The 16,017-nt window shown below is 47.0% G+C and carries 18 protein-coding genes; 8 read left to right on the top strand and 10 right to left on the bottom strand.

Annotated elements, in window-relative coordinates; genetic code table 11:
• Window positions 1–60: 60 nt before the first annotated feature.
• The 3 genes from JLG71_RS09810 to JLG71_RS09800 form a co-directional block, all read right to left on the bottom strand.
• Window positions 61–834: an SDR family NAD(P)-dependent oxidoreductase gene (locus tag JLG71_RS09810; protein WP_032693564.1), complete on the bottom strand. Its 774-nt coding sequence runs from the start codon at window positions 832–834 to the stop codon at window positions 61–63.
• 62 nt (window positions 835–896) lie between these two features.
• A complete protein-coding gene (locus tag JLG71_RS09805) occupies window positions 897–1,598 on the bottom strand; it encodes a DsbA family oxidoreductase (protein WP_032693563.1) in 702 nt (233 codons plus the stop codon).
• Window positions 1,599–1,679: 81 nt separating this feature from the next.
• A complete protein-coding gene (locus tag JLG71_RS09800) occupies window positions 1,680–2,786 on the bottom strand; it encodes an alkene reductase (RefSeq protein ID WP_029669914.1) in 1,107 nt (368 codons plus the stop codon).
• Window positions 2,787–3,154: 368 nt separating this feature from the next.
• Here JLG71_RS09800 and JLG71_RS09795 point away from each other — a divergent pair, with 368 nt between their 5' ends.
• Window positions 3,155–3,718, top strand: coding sequence for a YbhB/YbcL family Raf kinase inhibitor-like protein (locus tag JLG71_RS09795; RefSeq protein ID WP_032693561.1), 564 nt, complete (start codon window positions 3,155–3,157; stop codon window positions 3,716–3,718).
• Here JLG71_RS09795 and JLG71_RS09790 read toward each other — a convergent pair.
• Window positions 3,702–4,547: a helix-turn-helix transcriptional regulator gene (locus JLG71_RS09790; protein WP_049089937.1), complete on the bottom strand. Its 846-nt coding sequence runs from the start codon at window positions 4,545–4,547 to the stop codon at window positions 3,702–3,704. The two genes, JLG71_RS09795 and JLG71_RS09790, sit on opposite strands and share 17 nt — an antisense overlap.
• A gap of 288 nt (window positions 4,548–4,835) precedes the next feature.
• Here JLG71_RS09790 and JLG71_RS09785 point away from each other — a divergent pair, with 288 nt between their 5' ends.
• Complete coding sequence (locus tag JLG71_RS09785; RefSeq protein WP_015697014.1) at window positions 4,836–5,165, top strand: thioredoxin family protein; 330 nt, start codon at window positions 4,836–4,838, stop codon at window positions 5,163–5,165.
• A gap of 121 nt (window positions 5,166–5,286) precedes the next feature.
• Here JLG71_RS09785 and JLG71_RS09780 read toward each other — a convergent pair whose 3' ends face one another.
• Window positions 5,287–6,606 carry a 6-phospho-beta-glucosidase gene (locus tag JLG71_RS09780; protein ID WP_032693560.1) on the bottom strand — a complete coding sequence of 440 codons (1,320 nt, stop codon included), beginning with the start codon at window positions 6,604–6,606 and terminating at the stop codon, window positions 5,287–5,289.
• Between the two features lie 141 nt (window positions 6,607–6,747).
• Between JLG71_RS09780 and JLG71_RS09775 the strand changes: the two genes are divergently transcribed.
• Window positions 6,748–7,650: a LysR substrate-binding domain-containing protein gene (locus tag JLG71_RS09775; RefSeq protein WP_200914173.1), complete on the top strand. Its 903-nt coding sequence runs from the start codon at window positions 6,748–6,750 to the stop codon at window positions 7,648–7,650.
• Between the two features lie 127 nt (window positions 7,651–7,777).
• Here JLG71_RS09775 and JLG71_RS09770 read toward each other — a convergent pair whose 3' ends face one another.
• The 3 genes from JLG71_RS09770 to JLG71_RS09760 form a co-directional block, all read right to left on the bottom strand.
• On the bottom strand, window positions 7,778–8,119 hold the full coding sequence (locus tag JLG71_RS09770; protein WP_032693558.1) for a carboxymuconolactone decarboxylase family protein: 342 nt from the start codon (window positions 8,117–8,119) through the stop codon (window positions 7,778–7,780).
• Between the two features lie 16 nt (window positions 8,120–8,135).
• Window positions 8,136–8,705 carry a TetR/AcrR family transcriptional regulator gene (locus tag JLG71_RS09765; RefSeq protein ID WP_024359925.1) on the bottom strand — a complete coding sequence of 190 codons (570 nt, stop codon included), beginning with the start codon at window positions 8,703–8,705 and terminating at the stop codon, window positions 8,136–8,138.
• A 183-nt stretch (window positions 8,706–8,888) separates the two neighbouring features.
• On the bottom strand, window positions 8,889–9,446 hold the full coding sequence (locus tag JLG71_RS09760; protein ID WP_032693557.1) for an OsmC family protein: 558 nt from the start codon (window positions 9,444–9,446) through the stop codon (window positions 8,889–8,891).
• A 460-nt stretch (window positions 9,447–9,906) separates the two neighbouring features.
• On the opposite strand from JLG71_RS09760, the gene JLG71_RS09755 reads away from it, so the two are divergent.
• The 4 genes from JLG71_RS09755 to JLG71_RS09740 are packed head-to-tail and all read left to right on the top strand — an operon-like array spanning window position 9,907 to window position 12,884.
• Entirely contained in the window at window positions 9,907–10,626 is a 720-nt protein-coding gene (locus tag JLG71_RS09755; protein WP_024359926.1) for a cupin domain-containing protein, read from the top strand.
• Between the two features lie 21 nt (window positions 10,627–10,647).
• A complete protein-coding gene (locus tag JLG71_RS09750; protein ID WP_024359927.1) occupies window positions 10,648–11,223 on the top strand; it encodes a DJ-1/PfpI family protein in 576 nt (191 codons plus the stop codon).
• Between the two features lie 4 nt (window positions 11,224–11,227).
• The gene (locus JLG71_RS09745; protein WP_049112354.1) at window positions 11,228–11,959 is read left to right on the top strand and encodes an HAD family hydrolase; all 732 of its coding nucleotides are present in this window, start codon (window positions 11,228–11,230) and stop codon (window positions 11,957–11,959) included.
• A 43-nt stretch (window positions 11,960–12,002) separates the two neighbouring features.
• Complete coding sequence (locus tag JLG71_RS09740; protein WP_015689823.1) at window positions 12,003–12,884, top strand: polysaccharide deacetylase family protein; 882 nt, start codon at window positions 12,003–12,005, stop codon at window positions 12,882–12,884.
• Between the two features lie 38 nt (window positions 12,885–12,922).
• Here JLG71_RS09740 and JLG71_RS09735 read toward each other — a convergent pair whose 3' ends face one another.
• Both JLG71_RS09735 and JLG71_RS09730 read right to left on the bottom strand, forming a co-directional pair.
• Window positions 12,923–13,825 carry a LysR family transcriptional regulator gene (locus tag JLG71_RS09735; RefSeq protein WP_015689822.1) on the bottom strand — a complete coding sequence of 301 codons (903 nt, stop codon included), beginning with the start codon at window positions 13,823–13,825 and terminating at the stop codon, window positions 12,923–12,925.
• 425 nt (window positions 13,826–14,250) lie between these two features.
• Window positions 14,251–15,168: a LysR family transcriptional regulator gene (locus JLG71_RS09730; protein WP_032693554.1), complete on the bottom strand. Its 918-nt coding sequence runs from the start codon at window positions 15,166–15,168 to the stop codon at window positions 14,251–14,253.
• A gap of 142 nt (window positions 15,169–15,310) precedes the next feature.
• Here JLG71_RS09730 and JLG71_RS09725 point away from each other — a divergent pair, with 142 nt between their 5' ends.
• Window positions 15,311–16,015 (top strand): type 1 glutamine amidotransferase domain-containing protein, encoded by a 705-nt coding sequence (locus JLG71_RS09725; RefSeq protein ID WP_024359930.1) that lies wholly within the window; start codon window positions 15,311–15,313, stop codon window positions 16,013–16,015.
• Window positions 16,016–16,017 lie beyond the last annotated feature (2 nt).

Here is a 16,017-nt window from a genome sequence, read left to right as displayed (position 1 = left end):
ACAAGCAAGATGCCTATCAGCCGCCCCATCATGGGGCGGCTTTGCGAGGTTACGACGAGCTTATCTGCGAACGGCCATGATACCGGCATCGACATCCCAGATTGCGCCAGTCACCCAAGAGGCTTTGTCGGACAACAGGAAGAAGATGGTATTGGCCACATCTTCCGGCGTGCCGACACGCCCCAGCGGATGGAAAGCGTTCAGCGATTGCATTGCGCCGGCAATGTCTTCTTTCGCCATGAAGCCTTCATAAATCGGGGTATGCACGATCCCTGGCGAGACCGCGTTCACGCGGATACCCGCACTGGCCAGCTCAATGGCCAGGTTGCGTGTCAAGGCGTGGAGACCGGCTTTGGCCATGGAGTACGCGGAAGCCGGTGAGTCGCCGAGTGCGGCTTGCGCGCCAATGGAGCCCACGTTCACAATCGCCCCTTCACGGCCGTCGGCCAGCATGTTCTTCACCACGTCCTGCGTGATGAAGAAGGTTGCCCGGTTCAACATCAGGTACATGTCGTAATCGGCTTCCAAATGCTCGGTAAAGCCTTTCGGCATGAAGATCCCGGCCGCATTGACCATCAGGCTAATATCGCGATGATTAGCATTAATCTCCTGACGAATGGCGTTCATGCCCTCTTCGGTCATCAGGTTTGCCGCAATCACGGACACGGAACCCAGTGGGCTCAGCTCTTTCTGAACCGCTTCTGCCTTGTCTTTTTTGTTGCCCGTCAGTACCACGCTGCCACCGGCTTTCAGCACCATACGCGCCGTTTCCAGACCCATGCCGCTGGTGCCACCCACGACAAGCATTTTTTTGCCTTTAAAGTAATCGCTCATTTTGAACTCCGTTATTTGCAGGGTAGATTTGCCGGCAGTCATGCAGCCGGCTCGTTCAGGTTTCAGATGCTGCAACCGTCAGCGCCGCAGGTCTGGCCGTCGGTTTTTGCCAATTCGGCCGCTTTTTCTTCCCAGACTTGCTTCAACGCGTTCAGGAAGTTGTCCGCAGATTGCGCGCCGCTGATGGCATATTTTTCATTGAGCAGGAACAGCGGGACACCGCTGACCCCGATCGACCGGGCATGGGCTTCATCTTCAGCCACCGATGCACGGAAGGCCTCATTGGCAAGGGCACTTTCAGCGTCGGCTCTGGACATGCCCACTTCTGTAGCTAACGCAATGAGCTCCTGCGGATCGAAAATGGAACGCCCCTCAGTCACACTGGCCCGATAAAACCGTTCTGCCATGGCGTCGCCCATATTGGCGTGACGTGCAGCCGCGAGCAGCGTATGGGCATCTTCGGTATCGCCAAAGAGCATGGTGTCAAAGTTATACTGGAGCCCTTCTGCCTTCCCGGCCGTGCCCACCTGATTCATCATCAGTTCCGCCCCATGTTCCCCGCCAAACTTCTTGTAAAGGGCTTTGCGGAACGGCACGGCAGGCCGGTCGCCGGAAATACGGAAACTGTGGTGGCGGACCACGACCTGTTCCTTGTGTTCAAAGGCGGCAAGGCCCTGTTCGAAACGCTTTTTGGCAATCCAACACCAGGGGCAGACCAGATCTGACCAGATATCTATCGTAATAATCGGCTTAAGGGTTTGCATATTGGCTCCTGAATACCCCATTAATGTCGTCTGGCGGTGCCTCTTTATGTGAGCACCGCAAATACCACCAGCTACGTGGCGTTAGTTGGCTTCCCAGGCGGGATAATCGGTGTAGCCTTTTTCCGGCGACCCCGTCACGCCGTAATACGTCGTGCGATCGCTTTCAGCCAGCGGCCAGCCGTTCTGCATTCTTTCGACCAGATCAGGGTTGGCGATGTACGGCACGCCAAACGCAACAAGATCCAGTTCGTCTGCCTCAAGTGCGGTTTCGGCAATCTCGCGGGTGAAGCCGCCGGCGGCAATAACGGTGCCCCCCAGAGTTTTACGGAACGCGGCTTTGAAACCGGCAGGTACCGGTGCCTGGGTATAAACAGGTTGATAATAGAGGTGCACATAAGCCAGCTCACGTTGGCCGAGGGCCGCAGCGATACTGGCCCAAATCTCTTCTTCACCTTCATAAGGCGCCAGGTCGTAAATCCGCCCGAACGGTGAAATGCGCAAGCCCACCTTATTGCTACCAATAGCCGCAGAGATGGCATCAACCGTTTCCAGCAGGAACCGCTGACGGTTTTCCACAGAGCCACCGTATTCATCAGTGCGAGGGTTCAGTTCACTGCTGAGGAACTGGTCGAAAATGAAGCCGTTCGCCGCCATGATTTCCACGCCGTCAAACCCGGCCTCCATTGCCAGACGCGCTGAATGGACAAAGTCAGCGGTAACGCGTCGAACTTCTGCGGTTTCCAGTGCACGCGGCTGGCTTGGAACGACAGGTCCCGGTTCGCCAGACTCGGTCAGTGCAAAGACGGTGGTGTTAACCGCTTGTACGGTACCGGCGGAAACTGGCGCGATGTTGCCCGGCTGAATTGAGGTATGAGACATCCGGCCCACATGCCACAACTGAGCAAAAATACGGCCGCCCTTCGCATGTACCGCATCGGTCACTTTGCGCCAGCCCTGAACGTGTGCAGCGTTGTAGATCCCCGGGGTATACAGATAGCCGCGCCCTTCTTCAGAAACAGGCATGCCTTCGGTGATAAGCAGCCCCGCAGAGGCGCGCTGGGCGTAGTAAAGTGCAACGACGTCATCCGGCACGTCGTTCATTGTGCGGGTGCGGGTCATCGGGGCCATGACCACGCGGTTTTTTAACTGCATGCCTGACAGATTGTAGGGGGTGAACAACTTACTCATCGTATACCTCGCAAGGCGAAAGTGAGAAAAGCCCCGCTGGGGCCGGAGTTAATACTTAGCGGGCCGGGGAGCTGACGATCGCTTCCTGATGCCGGTTAAGCGTATGGCTGCACTATACCTACCTACTAGTTGATTGGTCAATAGGTAAAAGAACAAATCATGCTGTCCTTTTGTCACCGGAGACAGGCACAGGGAATGCTGTGTAAGGTGAGCTCCCGTCGGTGAGATGGTCGTCATCCTGTGAAATCAGGGAATTACAAATATCATTATTGGGCGTTATGGAGCTAAGACTGGCCGGTTCAGGGCGGCGAGGAGTCTTTCTCTCCCCTTATCATTGGGATATTAATCACCCCGATGGAGAAGAGTAAATGTCCAAACTTCACCTTACTGTTATCAGTACATTATGCCTGGCGTTGTCGAGCCAGGTCGCTTTTTCAGCCAGTTTTACGCTGACAAGTCATGAGCTTGAAAAAAACCGTTTCCCCGCGGCTCAGACCCTGAGTTCACCTTATGGATTTGGGTGCAGCGGTGGAAACCTTGCCCCCTCTTTTAACTGGAGTGGCGCGCCGGCAGGAACTCAAAGCTTCGCTCTCAAAATTTATGATAGGGATGCGCCGACAGGCCTCGGTTGGATCCACTGGCAGGTGGTGAATATTCCCTCATCTCTTCACTCGTTACCGGCTGGGATAACGGCGGATAACAAAAATCTCCCGCAAGGGGCTCTTCAGACCCGGACTGATTTCGGTATCCCGGGTTATGGCGGCCCTTGCCCGCCGAAGGGTGAAACGCACCGTTATGAGATCACGCTGACGGCACTTCGTGTCGACAAACTTCCGGGAATAACGGCGGACTCGACGCCCGCCCTGGTCGGCTTTATGGCAAAAGCGAACTCACTGGGCGAAGCGCATCTTCAGATTACGCAGGGCCGCTAACCGCAGCCAGGTTGCCGATAGCCTGGCCGGAAACCCGGACCAGGCTGGGGCTGAATCCGAAGCGAGTTCGAAATCTGGCGGCGAACTTAGACGGATTTTCATAGCCGACTTCCAGGGATATGCGGGTGACTGAAAGATCGGTCACCTGCAAAAGTGTCAGGGCGCGGCACATGCGAATGTCAGTCACCAGATGGGTGAATGACGTATTTTCGGCATGCAGATGGCGTCTCAGGGTGGTGGCCGACATACCCAATTCAGCCGCCACCTGCGCAGTATTCCAGTCTTGTGATATGTCTGCTGCAACGAGTTTGCGGATTTTTATCGCCAGTCCGGTATGTTGTTTCAGCGCGAAGAAAATTCGGTATTCATCCAGCCAACTCAGCATCTCTTCCATACGCCTGGCCACGATACTTTCAGGTATGTTTTCAGTATCTGTAATGGCCTCCGCAGTGTGATAAAAGGCCTGGCGAAAACTGTTGCCTGGCTCTGCCATTTTATTTGCTTCGTTCATGCTCATACGTGGGGCATGCATGAAGCAGTAGTTTTGGACGAAATCGGCACAAAAACTCAGCCATGATGCTTCGTACGTACCCGTTAAAGGTGATGGTGTATTGATGATATCAAAAGAGTGCCCCTCCCCGATGACCACCGCGTCCCCCGCTTCCAGCGTTATCTCCTCTTGCGCCCAGCGGATTATTTTCCTGCCATGGCGGACCAGGATGATTGTGGGTTCATCTATAGTGATATGGCGCATCATCAGGGGCTGCGTATGCAGCACATGCGCTGTACTCCCCACATTAATACGACTGGATAATGTTCTTTCCATCATCGCCTTACGAAAAGGAATAGGCCTGCCCTGTAGGCCGACACTTTATGGATGGGCTTGCTTTTTTATAAAGTAGTCCCGATTTTACAATACGTCAGTTTTCTCATTCAGATGGAGTGAAATATCATAATCCTCAGCACGCCGTCCACATAAGATGACGCTTATCCATTGATAAAACATGGCATTATCTTCGCTTAAGCACCTTTCTATCGATGATAGCTTTTTATGTTAATTAAGTAAACCAACTAGTAGGTAGAATTACTATCAAGTTACATCCTGCAGGAGTGAATGATGCGTGAATTAACCCTTTACAATGAAGATAATTTTAGAGAAATCGAGAGGCATGAAGGGGTTGCGGTGGTGCGCTTCTCTGCCCCCTGGTGCCCACCTTGTCAGATGAGCGAAGACATTTTTAACCATTTTGCCGAGCAGATAGAAAGCGACGTCAAAGTCGGCAAAGTGAATGTGGATCTGGCACCGGTACTGACCACCAAATATGAAATTTGGGGACTGCCTTCCGTACTCATGTTCAAGGATGGGCAGTTGGTCCAGCGTATACCGGGTGTTAAATCGGCAGGGTTTTATCAGCAAGCATTGTCAGAGCTGAAAAAAGGGCAGTGATGCCATTTTATCTATGTTTAAAAAAGTCTCTTAGCGGTCTGATGCATCATCGGCAAGCGGTTACCCCTCGTTCAGAGTGATAACCGCTTTGTTATAAAATAACCGACCAGTCTGCTTAGCGTTATTTATTGCGTTGGAAGGCCGGCATCAACGCTTTGTTATGTTCGATCACTTCATCCAATGCATTTTCAAGCAGTTGACCGCTTTTGACTAGGGGATTAATAACCAAGGCACGCCATGCCGTATACCGATTACCACTGATGGCTGCCTCAATGGTCAATTGCTCAAAGCTTTTCATCAGTTGAATCAGACGAAGTACATCTTCCGGGAAAGGTTCGACATTCAGTGGTATAGGTCCTGAACGGGTGATCATTGAACTGACCTCAACCGCACAGTCATCCGGCAGGCCCGCAATCGCACCATCGTTTCGCGTATTGACATGCATGATGATGCGTTTGTCGTTATATATTGCGCTCATCAATTCACATGCCGCATCCGAATAGTACTGCCCTCCCCGACCTTCCAGCGCTTTCGGTTTCTCGGCGAGTTCCGGGTTTCGATAAATTTCGAATAGTTCTCTTTCGAGCTCCTTTACGATCTCACCACGAGTCCCTTCCCCTTGTGCTTCGCCAAGCTCCTGACGGTACATGTCGTCGCTCATGTAGTAATAACGCAGGTAGGGGCAAGGTATCATTCCCATATTCGCCAACAACCGATCCGGCCATTTGAAAGGAGGAATATTTTTAGGCACCAAAGGATCATTCCCCTCTGAAATCAGCTCAATAACCTGAGGCAGCTTATCCTTACCTTCATGAAAAATATGGCGCGCAAAAATGAAGTGATTAAGTCCCGCGACCTGCATGATAAATTCATTGATGTCACTGACACCTAAAGCACTGGCAATACCTTTTTGCATGATAACAGGCACATTGCACAGCCCTACGGTTTTGACTTTGCTGTATTTCAGTATCGCTTCAGTGACCATTCCCGACGGGTTGGTAAAGTTCAGCAACCAGGCATCCGGGCACAGTTGTTCCATTTCTTTCGCTATAGCCAATGCAATCGGGATAGTGCGGCATGCATTGGCAAACCCACCCAGCCCATTGGTTTCCTGACCGATCATGTCGTATTTCAGCGATATCCTTTCGTCGCTGATCCGTGCTTCCAGGCAGCCGGCCCTGAACTGAGAACAAACAAAATCGGCACCGAGCAGTGCTTCTGTGCGGTCAAGGGTTTCATAAACCGGTATATCCAGCCCATTTTTTTCCAGCATCCGTCGGGTGAGGCCAGCAATGATCGCCATTTTTTCACGGCCATCTTCAATATCAACCAGCCATAACTCGCGGATCGGAAATTCATTTTGACGCTTGATAATGCCTTCCATCAGTTCAGGTGTGTAGCTTGAACCCGCTCCAATAACCACTAACTTAAGACCCTTCATTAGATATTCCCCTCATCGTTGTTGTCAGGACGTCTGTTGGGCCAATTAAAGAGGACAAGGGGCTTAGTGGACAAACGATCAATTCCGGGGTATGCATTACTGTAAATAATGCATAAGAAAAATTAAGAAGGAAAATGATGAATGCTCGTTCAACAGAACATACTGGCACTATTGCATACGTTTGAAACGGCAGCACTGCATATGAGCTTTACTAAGGCGGCGACTACCCTCAATCTGACGCAAGGGGCCGTTAGCCAACGCATTCGTTCTCTTGAATCCATGCTCGGATTCAGGCTATTTATCAGAATGACCAGAAAGCTTCAGTTGACCGATGAAGGGGAGCGTTTACTTGGCGTACTCGCGTTTTCACTTAAACGCATCAGTGATGAAATAGAAGATATTCGCGTGCAGGGGCTGAGAGGAACCTTGTCTGTCGGCCTTCCACCTACCTTCGCTTTTCTCTGGCTGATGCCGCGCTTACCGGTATTTACCGAACGGTGGCCGGGGCTGAATATCAATTTCAGAGTGAGAGCCGGTCTGGTAGATTTTAATCTTGAACGGGTAGATGTCGCTATCTACTACAGTAATCTGAAATACCCCGATCTCTACTGCGAACGGTTATCTGAAGAGACGCTGGTTCCCGTCTGTATTCCATCTCTTGCAAAAAAAATCAGGCAAGCAAACCATTGGTTAGCTGAAGTCCCATTCATTCATACGTCTGAATCCGTTGACTCCCAGAATGTTTTTTCCGAATGGCGAGAATGGTGCAGGGAGTCTGGCAAAAACCTGCCTGTTGAAGATAATTTTTTGAGCTTCAACAATTGTCAGATGTCGATTGAAGCGGCACTCAATGGCGGCGGTATCATCATGGGCAGAAAACGACTCATTCGACATTACCTCGATGAGGGCCGACTGATTGCCCCTTTTGAAATAGAAATACCCGCCGGGCGAGGATATGACCTCATTATGCCACGAGAAAACCTTAACCGACCAGGCGTTCAGGCTTTGGCCGAATGGGTAAGAAATGTGTTTAACGAGGAATAAAGTCTGTTTTCGTTCTGATAAGTGGCAATGTAAGTCATATCAGACCTAATGCCAGAGAGCATGATGACAATGTCTGTCAGAAGTGAAAAAAGGGCAGTCATGCCCTTTTATATTTTCAACGCGATAACTATTGCGCTTTCAGTTGCTTAATCGCATCCAGCGTACGTGCGGAATAGACAACGGCAGCGCCTGCATTCAGGTTGATTGCCACACCCAGGGCTTCAGCAATTTCTTCTTCTGTGGCGCCAGCTTTAACGGCAGCTTCGGCATGGACGGCGATGCAACCATCACAGCGAGTCGTCACCGCACAAGCCAGTGCAATCAGTTCACGCACTTTCGCGCCCAGGAGGTTGGTCTTATTGCCGGCGTTGCCCAAAGCCATGACGCCTTTTAGTGTTTCCGGGGTCAACTTACCCAGATCACCAACACGTTGCATCACTTCTGAGCGGTATTCATTCCAATCTAACATGGGGTCATCTCCAGAATTATTTTCTTTTAACAATCATTAGGATCTGTTCAAGCGTATCGTTGAAAAGCTCAGGCTTATTAATCGCCCGGGAAACAACGCTTGCGCCCTCGCATAAATTCAAAATAAGCAGAGCCATTTTTGATGGCAGCAGGTCAGCAGTCAGCTCCCCTGCATCAACGCCACGGCTGACAATCTTGGTCAACCAGGCAATCTGCATATCGAAATATTCGGTCGCCTGTACTCTGATATTCGGTGGCAGATTGGCCATTTCCGAAGACAAAGCACAGCATAGCGGCATACGCGACGTGCGATAGCTTTCGATGAAAAGCTCTACATAGGCGGTAAGCATCTGCGCAACCGTATTCTCCGTCGCTTCAATCTGTTCAAATCGGTTTTTGGTATCGGTATGGGCCTGAATCACCACTTGTTCGCCCAAAACGTCTTTTGTTGGGAAGTGGTGATGAATACTGGCCTTGGTGATACCAATGCTCTTTGACAAATCAGCATAGCTGAATGCAGAGTAACCCCGTTCGCGCATCAGATGGTCCGCTTCATTCAGAAGCCTTTCTCGTGTCATGACTGACATATAATCCTCACAATTATAATCTACTAGTTGGTAGATATTATCTGCGCCTGTTGTTCCCTGCAAGGGGACATCAGTTCACAACAGCGATTTAACCTTCTCTGATAACGCGTTTTGGTCGGGGTTAATAGCCATCAGGCAGTAGGGAAATGACAGTGTTCAGGCATTTCCCTCTCTGAGGTTTACCTACACCAACCGGGTATCAATACTGACCGGGTTCGCCAACGTATCGTGGATCGGCGAGCTTTCTGGCAGTGCACGAACCATTTCTTCAAGCTGTTCACGGCTGGCGGTCGGACTGGAGAGCTTAACGCCAACACGGATCGCTTTCGCCCCGTTGCGAACTTTTTCGTCAAGACCCAGGAAACCGTTCAGATTAATGTCGAAGTTCAGGTCAAGTTCAATACCATCAAGCTCAATGCCCTTTTCTGCCGCCATCACAGTCAGAGTCGCGGTATAACAGCCGGCAAGTGCCTGCAAAATGTACTCAGCTGGGCCCATACCGCTATCAGTACCCGATAAATCAGCAGGTTCATCGCCAACATTAGCAAATTTTCCGGAGCGACTGGTATCAACCTGGCCGTTCTGGATAGTCGCATGAGTTTCCACACGGACGGATACCCCACCGTTGGATTTACTCTTCATGTTAAAGGTGAGATTGCCCAGCTCTGGCTGCTGGCGAATAGCTTCTCGTGTACCGCGAATAACATTAGCGTCAGCAAAAGGTTTTTTTGAATTAGTCATGACAACTCCTGAAGTGTCGAGTGATCTCAAAGATAAGGTTGGTGCCAAACGCAATCAACCTACTAGATGGTAGATTACTTTAAGATTGAGGTGTTGTCTACCACTATGGGGGCAACTTCTTAAGATAGAGCTACAAACAGGGACGTAAACGCTGCGATATCTACATTATGCGATGTATCGTGCTGACGTCCGAGTTCGGCATCTTGCTAAGCATCTTAATCGCTTGTGAGCTATGACCTCCTGACGGCATAGAATCTATGCATCTTTAACAGTACCCAAGTATAGAAGCATAGTTTTCAGTAATTATTGAGTATGAAGGACTGATCAAAAGAAACAATATAGGCAATCATCATAAAAGTTATTTCTCTCGTACTAAATAACCGTTATAGACTGAAATCACAGAACGATTGACCGAAGTGAAATCAACATTCAGCAATTCAATTAGCGGGGGAGCGACCATATGGAAATCCACAACCGGACTCCAAATGTATATGACTTGCTTGAAATAAACAAAATCCTACTTTCAACTTCAAATAATGGTGAGTCATTTGAGAAAGACTTACATCTCAATGGATTCATAGAAAAACCATGGGGATATGAGTATAGAGTTTATTGTGATTCTATTTTTGATGTATGGCGCCTTCATATATCAAAGAATCAATCCACGTCAATGCATTGTCATATACTCAAAGACACCGTCCTTATATGCCTACATGGTGATGGCGAGACCAGATTTCTTGATGGTACACATCAGGCGTTAAAATCTGGGGACAGCATATATATTGCAAAAGGTGTATTCCATCAGACTATTTCGGGAAAATCAGGCATCGAATTAATCGAAGTTGAAAATCCAAGAAACAAATTCGACTTACTCAGACTTAAAGATAATTATGGCCGGCAAAATATGGCATATGAAAAGAAATCACAGGAACATGATCTTTTACCTCCTTTGCAACAGATAGCTGCAGGCACATTGATCAGAGAACATGACCTACACAAATTAGCATACTTTTCCGTCAAAAATCTTGATAGAAAAATGTTGAATGACGAGGATGATTTTATTTTTATTTCATTAGATGTAAAAAGCCATCTAATGGGAAAGATTCATATCCTACGAGCTAAAGATGCCATCTCAGAAATGTACTGTGGTCAGAATGTATTTTTAATTAACGTCCCGTAACGCAATAAGAAGGAAAATAACATGTCTAATCCGACACGAGTAGTGATAATCACTGGTCCAGGTTTTCAGGATCACGATGTAGTTTATACTTACTATCGTTCTAAAGAGGAAGGATACGATATATCTATTGCAACAAAGGATGGAAGTGCAGTGACAGGGAAATATGGCATCACTGTTCCTATGGATAAAAGATCCAAAGACAATATTAATTTTGATCAACTCAACGCCACTGATTTTGATGCTGTTATTCTCACTGGCGGTCATGAAGCGCCTGATAGAGTTCGCCAAGATCAGAGAGTTAAAGATTTTCTAAAGCAGATGGTAATACAGGGGAAAGTTGTGGCTGGGCTCTGCCATGGTCCCTGGATTATGATTTCTGCCGGTATTCTAAGAGACAAACTCACCTGCGCTTATGTTGGTCTGAAAGACGATATGGTTAATTCCGGCGCCAATGTAATTGAAGCAGATGTAGTTGTCGACGGGAATATCATAACTTGCTCCTATTATGCTGAATGTGGAAAATTTATGCGTCAGACATTCGATGCAATAGATAGATGGAAACGCGGCGAAACTCTTAAAGAACCGCTGGTGGTATAATTCGATGTTAATAGCAATGGATTTCGACGGGGTCGTGGTTGATGGAGTAGACGAATGCATGCTAATTACATGGAATGTATTACATGACAGACCTCTCAGTGATTTTAACCAAGATGTACTTCAAAACATCCCACGCCTGATGGCTAAACGATTCAGGAAATTAAGGAATTTTGTACGCCATGACGGTCACTTTATTGCCTCATTCACTGAATTTGGTAATGAAGCTATAGATAATGACAGATTCACTGCTATATATGAATCAATTCCAACTGAAGATAAGAAAATATTCAGGGATAAGTTCATCCATTATAGGAAGCTGGCAAGAAGTCTCTACCCTGATCTTTGGGCTGAACTACACCGTCCGCTATTGGATGTTTCAAATTTATTTGAAACAGCTAATGATATCTATATTGTATCAGGAAAAGATGAAGAGTCTATATTATACATTCTAAGTAAATATGGTTTAAACATACCCGCGAATAAAATATATGGGAGGATGACTGACAAAAACAAGACTCTTACCTTGCTAAAATCAATAGCCTTCGATAAAAACGAGGATATTCTATTTATTGATGACAATATCCAAAATGTTATTGATGCATTAGATCATGGCATTCAATCATTTTGGGCTAATTGGGGATACAACATCCCTGAGCATAAATTAATGGCACTTCAAAAAGGAATTAATGAATTAGATACCGAGGATCTCTTGAAATTAGTCAAGAAACCCTCTTAACGCAATATTATTTCAATTTTTTCTGTATGAGGAGTAATAACTCATGGCGAAAGAAATACTATGTGGTTTTGGAGTGGGTGTAGATGCCGTTGCAGGCTGGCTATCTTCTTATGGGGGAGAAGATTCTCCAAGCGATATATCTCGCGGTATGTTCGCTGGCGAAGTAGGTACTCCACGTCTTCTGAATCTATTTGACCAGTTTAATATCCCCACCACCTGGTTTATGCCTGGTCATTCCATCGAAACCTTTCCTCGGCAAATGGAAGCAGTTGTCAATGCTGGACATGAGGTAGGGGTTCATAATTACAGTCATGAAAACCCAATATCTATGTCGCCTGACCAAGAAAGAGAAGTCCTTCTAAAAGGCATTGACATGGTCACAAAATTAACAGGGAAGAGACCTACTGGGTATGTCGCTCCATGGTGGGAATTTTCTCCTGTAACCACAGATCTTCTATTAGAAAATGGCATCAAATATGACCATTCACTAATGCATCATGATCATCAGCCTTATTATGTCAGGAAAGGTGATTCCTGGACCAAGATAGATTATTCCAAGACACCGACCGAATGGATGAAACCGCTGGTACGCGGAGAAGAGACGGACCTTATTGAATTACCCGCCAGTTGGACAATCGACGATATTCCTCCTTTCATGTTCATGAAAACAAAACCCAACAGCCAAGGTTTCATGAATCCCAGGGACATCGAACAGTTGTGGAGAGATCAATTCGATTGGGTCTACCGTGAGCATGAATATGCGATCTTTACTTTTACGATTCACCCGGACGTATCTGGACGCCCGCACGTGTTAATGATGCTCGAACGCCTCTTAACTCATATGCTTGGTCATCCAGGGGTGAAATTCCTAAAATTGAATGACATTGCAGATGACTTTGCCAAGCGATCTCCACGGATAAAATAATGACACGGCAGCCGATAAGGCTGCCTGTTTTATGTATCTCAAACCATAAATCCGCTATTTTTTGATAGTTCGAGAATTCTGTCTCTTATTCCTGAAACGAGTGGGTTACGTAATGAGCTATCAATCCATACCAAATAGATTGAATTTATAGGGAGTCTCTCATGGACATTCACTTCAACGATCTGACCTCCTGCTATGCTTTGGGCGCATAAATACTCAGGCATCACAGTCCAACCAATATTTTCTCGGATCATTCTTTCTAAAATCCGCAAATCCGGTACAGTAATAGACGGACGAAGCAGTGCAAAAAATCGCGAAGAATCCTGGAAAACTTCCCTTATCAAGGGTAACTGTTCATCGTAAGCTATTAGAGGAAGCTTCGACAGCGTATCAATCACGTCCTCATTTTCTTTGAAGTTGTCTGCTATGAGTGACGCTACCACAACTATTAACTTTTCCATTCCAATTTCAGCATATCCAAATTTTTGTTTATCCGGCATAGAAGTTGTGAAACCTAGTTGACAACTTCCGTCCAGAAGACAGCTGTATATGCGCTTCCTATTTCCTGTCAAAACTTTAAATTTAATACCTTCATTGAATAATATTTTCACCAAGTACGGTAATTTTGACCACATTAATTCTGCTGGCCCGATGAAAGATACTGTCCCCGAGGACTTTCTTGTACGTGATCTAAGCATCGACAACTTCAGTTCAATCGTTTCTAAATCTGAAGCCACCAATCTCGCCAATTCCTCCCCATCCACTGTAGCCACCACACCATGTGAACGACGAGTAAAGAGAACACACCCGGTAAAAGCCTCAAGTGAATGAATGTGGGCAGACATTGCAGGCTGGCTTATGCCCAACCGCATTGCCGCTTTTGAAATCGAACCAGCTTTGTATACTTCAACAAAACTTCGTAACTGAACCAGATAGCTCATACTGCGCATCCTTAAGAGCCTGAAGCTCTCCGATTACGACATAAAATCGAAAGCCTGCACAGTATTATGTTATAAACATGTTCCGTTAATGCTTCTATACATATTAACTTATTTTAACAATTAAAGGATTTTATAGGGCAAGGATAGAACATATCAAGATAACCCATTGATATACCTATATTTTACGTGCGTTATACTGGTTGGCATTAAGGTTTCAAGCATGCTATGAGATTCGGATTGGCGTGTTGTCTTCTATTACATACTCTGGGGAGTGATAGTCGCTAAACCTTTAAATTGACTAAACAATCATTGTATTTTTATCTATTAACGTTGACGACCTCAACTCAAATCGAGTTATCACAAATTCCGTTGGTCAGTGAAGCGGTTAGCTTCTTTTAGACCGGTTCGGACTACCTCTCGGAACATTAATCATCATCCCATGGTGCCCGTTTCCATTTTTCAGTCATGAAATCAATAAATACACTTAGCCTACGGGGTATTGGTTCTCGCCGCGCCCGGACAACACTGATCTGAGATGTGTTTGCTTCCCAATCAGGCAGAACTCGGCAAAGTTTCCCAGCTCTCAATTCATCATGAATATCCCAAGTTTCTCGAAGAGATATGCCAAGCCCCGCCAAACTCCAGGCATGCAATACGTCTCCGTTGTCACTGATAAGGTTGCCAGTAACGCTGATGCTTCTTTCATGACCGGCTTTACGTAACGTCCATGAATTGTGTAAAAAACCCGGGTAAGCGAATACTAAGCAGTTGTGATTTAAAAGATCTTCTGGTCGCTCAATGGGTGGATGATTCTTCAGATATTCGGACGATGCGATGAGAATACGTCTATTATTTGCTATTTTTCTGGCCAGAAGGCGAGAATCAGCCAGATCCCCCATACGAATAGCCAGATCGAAATCACCACTGTAAAGATCCTGGATTTGGTCAGATAACCTTAAATCAAAGCCCACCCTCGGATGTACTTGGCAGAATGCAGCGATCGCAGGAGCAACATATTTTCGGCCAAACGGTGCGGGCGCAGTCAAACGAATATTTCCGCTTAACTCCTCACTATCCCCTCGGGAAAGTTCCTTCATCTCATCCAGAACGGCCAACGCTACGCGAGCCCTCTCAGCTATAGCTCTGCCCTCGTCTGTAATACGTAGATTACGGGTGTTTCTTTCAAAAAGTGTAGTGCCAAGTGCAGTTTCCAGCCTGGCTATCTGCTTGCTCACCATCTTGGGGAGTATCTGTAGGTCTCGTGCTGCGGCAGAGAAATTGTTTCTGTCGACGACGTGTAAAAACACTTCAAGGTCGTCATTTCTCAAGTTTATTTTGTTCATTTTGGGGTAAGTGTTTGTCCGTTTAGGTCTATTTAAAGGATAAATAGATTGTTCCACAATAAGACTCAATATGACAAGTCTGTTATGTCGCATGCAGTCAGAAGAATTTTGCTTTAAGTCCCCCCATATAGAGGAAGTTAAAATGCCCAAACGTATCCTGTTTGTATTGACCAGCCATGACCGTAAAGGTCAAGCCGAGAGTAAAGATGCCGCACCCAGTGGTTTCTATCTTTCTGAGGTGTCTCACCCCTACGATGTACTCACAAAAGAAGGATATGAAATTGATTTCGTGAGTCCCAAGGGAGGCAAGACACATGTTGACGGTTTAGACCTCAGCGATCCGGTTAACGCCTCCTTTTGGAATAATGATTCCTTACGCGAGGCAACTAAAACCACATTAAAACCCTCGCAGATTGATCCTGACGTCTATGACGCCGTCTACTATGCAGGAGGGCATGCGACGATGTGGGATCTCCCTGACAATATAGAGTTGGCGGGTGTTTCATCACGAATTTATGAAAAGGGTGGCGTTGTCGCTGCGGTTTGTCATGGCCCCGCCGGATTGGTGAATATTCGGCTTTCCGATAATGAATATCTGGTTGCGGGCAAAAAGGTGTCAGCTTTTACCAACGATGAAGAACGTGCTGTAGGGTTGTACGACATTGTTCCATTCTTACTTGAAGACACGCTGAAGCAAAGAGGTGCTGAGCATCTTGCAGCCGCAAATTTTCAGCCACAGGTGATTGTCAGCGAGAGATTAGTGACCGGACAGAATCCCGCTTCCGCAAAAGGAGTCGCTGAGGCAATGCTGCCTTTGTTGGCTTCTATTGAAAATAGAAGAGCCTGAGT

Source organism: Klebsiella michiganensis (assembly GCF_015139575.1).
GTDB lineage: Bacteria > Pseudomonadota > Gammaproteobacteria > Enterobacterales > Enterobacteriaceae > Klebsiella > Klebsiella michiganensis.
This window is presented reverse-complemented; position numbering and strand designations above follow the sequence as displayed.